Origin of the sequence: Bathymodiolus azoricus thioautotrophic gill symbiont (assembly GCF_001298715.1) — a bacterium.
Lineage (GTDB): Bacteria > Pseudomonadota > Gammaproteobacteria > PS1 > Pseudothioglobaceae > Thiodubiliella.
This window is the reverse complement of record NZ_CDSC02000269.1, coordinates 1-5215: the sequence shown is the minus strand read 5'-3', so window position 1 is coordinate 5215 and position 5215 is coordinate 1. Positions and strand designations below refer to the sequence as shown.

Here is a 5215-nt window from a genome sequence, read left to right as displayed (position 1 = left end):
GACCATTACAATTTTTTAAATGGAAGTGTTGCACTTATGATGTGAATTCAAGACTTCTGATTAGTTGACTGTTAGTAATAATCATAGACTGGCTGGTTGAAAAGTAGTTTTTTATGTGAGAAAATTATTTTTTGGATTTTTTGGTTCTATTTTTGGATTTGGGATATCTTAAGATCTTAAAAATCCTTAAAGCTTGTAACTGTATTTTCGCTAGATTTAGTCAAACTTGCACAACAACACCTAACTACCAAAGTTAGATTTCAATTGATAGACATACATCAAACACAACAAGCACATAAGGCATTTAACGCATTCTTTGAAATTAATATAACGGCATAGAAGGGTCAATTGTCTTTGCCCAAGCATCAATACCGCCACACAAATTAATAACTCTTTCAAAACCAATAGAATCAAAATAGCGTGCCACTTGCATAGAGCGAATACCATGATGGCAAATAATAACGGTTTCTTGTGTTTTGTCTAATGAATCTATATTGCTCATAATCTGCCCCATCGGCAATAATTTGGCGTTTTCAAAATGACATTTGTCCCACTCCCATTGTTCTCGCACATCTAACAATAAAGGTTGATTGTTTTTTAAATAAGTTTCAAATTCAATGACGCTAAAATCTTTCATAAGTTTAATTGAGCTGTATGCGAGTACCCCAAGGTGTGCACTCTTTGCCTTTAATGAGCCACATAACTGGATAATTTGGCTCTACTTCAGGGAATACACCTTTGGCATCGGTGAAATAAATAACCACATCACAGGCACTGTCTTGAGCATTGATATAGTCAAATACGGGGTTAAAATTAGTGCCTTTGCCACCACCCAAAGAAGCAGGGAATTGTAATTCATCCCAAGCTTCAAAGCGCCAAGGCGAGTGTTCACAAAGCTTATCATCGCAGGCAAGCAGTGTAATACTGGCACGCAAATTAGACTTAATGGCACTCACTTCTGAGACAAACTCATTCACTTCTTCTTGAGAAATAGAGCCAGAAGTGTCGATTGCCACGATAATGTCAATCTGATGAGATTTAAGCGAAGGCAGGATCGCTTCGCCTGTTCTGCGTGATGGACGAGAGTAACTAAAATCATCTCGTGCAAATGTTGACATATATTGCGCCAATAAGGATTGCCATAAAACTTGAGGCTGTAAAAAAAAATCAATTAATTTAGCAAATTCCCCATCAAATTTTCCTGCTTGTTGTGCAAGTTGTGCGCTTGAAGCAAGGTTTTTCTGCCACTCGCTAGCAAGCTTCTCAATCTCATCAGGTTGTAGCTTGGCAGGCTGTTGCGCCAAAGAAGATGCACTGCTCTGCTCACCTTCACTGGCTTTGCTTTTCGGTTTAGGCTCTTGTTGTAGTTGATCTTCACGCATGCCACCCTCTGATTGTTGAGAATCATCATTCGCCTGGTCATCATATAAGTGCTGATCCATTGGCTCTTGATTAAGATTACCGTCAATCATTGGATAGATTTCCTCAGCAATCATCCCTACATATTGTTGAAAAATCGGCACATCAATTGGCGGATGAAAACCCTCTTTGACTAATAATGGGTTAATGGCAAAGTCACAAGCTAAATCCCACTTGTGCTTAGTTCGATTGCCCCGTCGTGCAAAATGTGTCAACGCACAATGTAGTGCTTCGTGAATTAAAACAAATTTGATTTGATGATTATTTAATGAATCAATAAAATCAGCATTATAATAAAAACTTTTAGCATCAGTAGCACTGGTCTTACACCAAGAATCCGCCACTATTAAAGGTAGGCGCAATACCAAATTACCTAAGAAGGGCTTATCCAATATCAGTTGCGTGCGTGCTTTAGTGAGTCGCGCTTTAATAGCCTTTAACTCTTCTGTGCTAAGTGTGTGTTTTTCCTCTGTTGGGACAATGTCTTCGCCGACTACGCCAACCTTTTTTTCAAGTTTTAAAGACTTGTTTTGCCATGTTGGGTAATGCGATTGTTTGTCCACTAGTCAAATAAGGTGTCCGCAATTTTGCTTGCCCAGTCGGCAAACTCTGGAATAGCAAAAATTTCTTCGCCGATAGCACGCTGCATATCAGATACCAGCATTACACCCAATTCTTTTTGCGGAAAATCGCGGGCAAAATTGAGAATATTACCCCAAACCTGTTGGGCGTTGTCTTGATCTTTAACACTAATCGCTCTACCGACTAACGCCGAACAAATAGCATATTGAAGGTCGATGGCATCTGGGATTGAAACTGATTCGCCATTCACAATCGCATCTAAATCTGGCAAATCTTCTAAATGTTCAATAAAGGTGGCTATCTCAATACCCGCCACTTCACCCACACAGGCACTGGCAGCGGCTCTAAATAAATTCAAATTATCATCAAATTTTTGCAAAGCGCGATGCGTAAATTCCCAAGTTCTTGGTGATGGGAAAGCCACAGGATTGTGCGCAGAATCAAACTCAAATAAATGCTCAGGGCGATAACGCAAAAAACCAATAATTCGCTCATCAATGTTATTTTTATAAGCCCAATCCACCCAATCATCTAAATTGACATCAAGCTCATAATGTGAAAAACGGTTTGCCAAAGGTGCTGGCATTGAATAAGTCACACCACGATCACCTTGGCGATTGCCAGCAGCAAAAATTACCCAGCCTTGTGGCACTACATAATCCCCTAAACGCCTGTCTAAAATAAGCTGGTAAGCCGCAGCAGAAACAGTGGGTGGCGCCGAAGTAATCTCATCTAAAAATAAAATACCTTGCTTGCCGTGTCGTTTTTCATCAGGCAATAACGAGGGAATTGCCCAATCTACTTGTTCACCATTTTTAAAAGGAATACCGCGTAAATCACTCGGCTCCATTTGTGACAGACGAATATCAATCATATTTACATTGTGTTCCATAGCAATTTGAGAGATGATTTGGGATTTTCCAATCCCTGGTGCGCCCCACAACATAACAGGCGTATGATGACCGTGAAGCACGGATTCAAATTCTTGATTTAAAATAATACTGACTTGCTCTGGACGCATAATTAACTTGAAAATATTAAAATTGACACTATTTTATAGCAATAGACGATAAAATTACCCAATATGAATAAGCTTAATCCAAAACCCACACCAGAAGCCATTTTTAACTTTCCTTGCGACTACCCTGTTAAAATCATGGGAAAAGACTGCAAAGAATTACACAGTGAAATGTGTAGCATTATTGAACGCCATGCAGGTGAGATTCATTTGAGTCAAATTAGCAGCAAAAAAAGCACTAAAGGTAACTATATTTCCTACACTGTTAGAATTGTTGCAACCAGCGTGTCGCAACTCGATTCAATCAATAAAGAACTGCAAGACCACCCTTTGGTCGCTTATATACTGTAAAGACCTCTATATGAAAATTGTCAATTTAGGACTGCAAGACTACACGCAGACTTGGGAGGCAATGAAAATATTTACTGCCAAGCGTCAAGCCGATAGTGAAGATGAATTGTGGATTGTTGAACACCCTGCTGTATTCACGCAGGGTATTTCTGGCAAGCCTGAACATTTATTACAAACCAGCGATATTCCTGTGGTACAAAGCGACCGTGGCGGACAAATCACCTACCACGGCCCTGGGCAATTGATTGTGTATTGTTTAATTGACTTAAAACGACTGGGTATCGGGGTTAAAAAGATGGTGTCACTGATGGAAGTAGCAATTATGGACTTGCTGAAGTCTTATGATGTTGAATCGCAGTTAAAAGAAGATGCGCCTGGTGTATATGTAAAAGGTGCAAAAATTGCCGCATTAGGACTTAAAGTGAAAAATGGTATTACTTATCACGGATTGAGTTTAAATTTAAACATGGACCTTTCTCCCTTTTCTCAGATAAATCCTTGTGGATATCAGGGCTTAGCAGTAACACAACTGTCAAATTTAACGGATAATAGCCGGTTTGAAACCGTTGCCAATAAACTTACTAAAATCTTAATGAATCATGTCACAAGAAGTTGAAATCAAAGCCTTGAAAGGCGAATCAAAAGTATCACGCTTAAGAATTAAGCCTGATTCAGAGCGTACGCCACTTAGAAAGCCTAAATGGATTCGCATAAAACACCCTTCTGGTTCAAAAGTTGACAAACTCAAAAGCACACTACGAGAACAGAAGTTGTTTACCGTTTGCGAAGAAGCACAGTGCCCTAACCTTAGCGAGTGTTTTAACCACGGTACAGCGACCTTTATGATTATGGGGCAAATTTGCACCCGTCGTTGTCCATTTTGCGATGTGGCGCATGGCAAGCCCAAGCCATTAGATGTCAAAGAGCCAAAGCATTTAGCGCAAACCATTGAAAAAATGAAACTTAAGTATGTGGTCATTACTTCAGTTGATAGAGATGACTTACGTGATGGTGGTGCCAGTCACTTTAAGCAATGTATTAATCAGATTAGACAAACCACACCACAGGTAAAGATTGAAATACTAACACCTGACTTTAGAGGCAGAATGGAAAAAGCGCTTGAGGTGTTTGAAACTTGCCCGCCAGATGTGTTTAATCACAATCTTGAAACTGTGCCAAGTCTATATCCAAAAGTGCGTCCAGGTGCTGATTATACCTATTCGTTAAAGTTATTAAAATCATTCAAACAACAACATCCTGATGTTACTACCAAATCAGGCTTAATGCTGGGCGTTGGTGAGACTAAACAACAAATATTGGATGTACTGTCTGATTTACGAGCACACGATGTAGATATGCTTACGCTTGGGCAATATTTGCAGCCTAGTAAATACCATTTAGCGGTTGAGGAATACATTACGCTTGAGCAATTTGAAAAATACAGGGTAATTGCAACTCAAATGGGTTTTTCTCAGGTTGCTAGTGGCCCTATGGTACGCTCATCGTATCATGCAGATTTACAGGTAGCTGGTGCGTCTATTGGATAAAACATCCAATTTCATCAGCTTGCCATCCCCAGAGACAGACATGGTGATTTATCAGAAAGAGGCTAAATGGTTTTAAAACTGTAATTTGATTTTTTTAAGTTAATTCCAATACCCACCTCACTTCGAACAGCGCCAAATATGTTTAAAGATGTATTGGCTTTGCTCTTGATTATCTCTCTAAGTTCCTTCTTCGAAATGCAAAAACGATTACAATACTTACTTTTTCTTTTCGTGGCTAGCTAATACCATTTTCAAAAATAAACTAAACTAATTCTATCCATTCTCTACTACACAATTT

The 5215-nt window shown here is 39.3% G+C and carries 6 protein-coding genes; 3 read left to right on the top strand and 3 right to left on the bottom strand.

Translation table 11 applies throughout. The features are described 5' to 3' along the window. Positions 1 to 322: 322 nt before the first annotated feature. From BAZSYMA_RS05175 to BAZSYMA_RS05165, 3 genes are read right to left on the bottom strand one after another with little or no spacing between them, the layout of a single operon-like run. Complete coding sequence (locus BAZSYMA_RS05175) at positions 323 to 637, bottom strand: rhodanese-like domain-containing protein (protein WP_090716352.1); 315 nt, start codon at positions 635 to 637, stop codon at positions 323 to 325. A gap of 4 nt (positions 638 to 641) precedes the next feature. Continuing rightward, the gene (locus BAZSYMA_RS05170) at positions 642 to 1982 is read right to left on the bottom strand and encodes a vWA domain-containing protein (protein WP_237731597.1); all 1341 of its coding nucleotides are present in this window, start codon (positions 1980 to 1982) and stop codon (positions 642 to 644) included. Further along, positions 1982 to 3022 carry an AAA family ATPase gene (locus tag BAZSYMA_RS05165; protein WP_090716350.1) on the bottom strand — a complete coding sequence of 347 codons (1041 nt, stop codon included), beginning with the start codon at positions 3020 to 3022 and terminating at the stop codon, positions 1982 to 1984. Before BAZSYMA_RS05165 ends, BAZSYMA_RS05170 begins: the two co-directional genes overlap by 1 nt. Before the next feature lie 63 nt (positions 3023 to 3085). Between BAZSYMA_RS05165 and BAZSYMA_RS05160 the strand changes: the two genes are divergently transcribed. The 3 genes from BAZSYMA_RS05160 to lipA are packed head-to-tail and all read left to right on the top strand — an operon-like array spanning position 3086 to position 4917. Beyond that, entirely contained in the window at positions 3086 to 3370 is a 285-nt protein-coding gene (locus BAZSYMA_RS05160; RefSeq protein ID WP_090716348.1) for a YbeD family protein, read from the top strand. Between the two features lie 10 nt (positions 3371 to 3380). After that, entirely contained in the window at positions 3381 to 3986 is a 606-nt protein-coding gene (gene lipB, locus BAZSYMA_RS05155; RefSeq protein ID WP_090716346.1) for a lipoyl(octanoyl) transferase LipB, read from the top strand. After that, positions 3970 to 4917 carry a lipoyl synthase gene (gene lipA / locus BAZSYMA_RS05150; protein ID WP_090716343.1) on the top strand — a complete coding sequence of 316 codons (948 nt, stop codon included), beginning with the start codon at positions 3970 to 3972 and terminating at the stop codon, positions 4915 to 4917. Before lipB ends, lipA begins: the two co-directional genes overlap by 17 nt. Positions 4918 to 5215 lie beyond the last annotated feature (298 nt).

Coding starts and splice junctions, on each gene's coding strand:
- BAZSYMA_RS05175 (WP_090716352.1), bottom strand. CDS start 637: ATGAAAGATTTTAGCGTCATTGAATTTGAAACTTATTTAAAAAACAAT.
- BAZSYMA_RS05165 (WP_090716350.1), bottom strand. CDS start 3,022: ATGCGTCCAGAGCAAGTCAGTATTATTTTAAATCAAGAATTTGAATCC.
- BAZSYMA_RS05160 (WP_090716348.1), top strand. CDS start 3,086: ATGAATAAGCTTAATCCAAAACCCACACCAGAAGCCATTTTTAACTTT.
- lipB (WP_090716346.1), top strand. CDS start 3,381: ATGAAAATTGTCAATTTAGGACTGCAAGACTACACGCAGACTTGGGAG.
- lipA (WP_090716343.1), top strand. CDS start 3,970: ATGTCACAAGAAGTTGAAATCAAAGCCTTGAAAGGCGAATCAAAAGTA.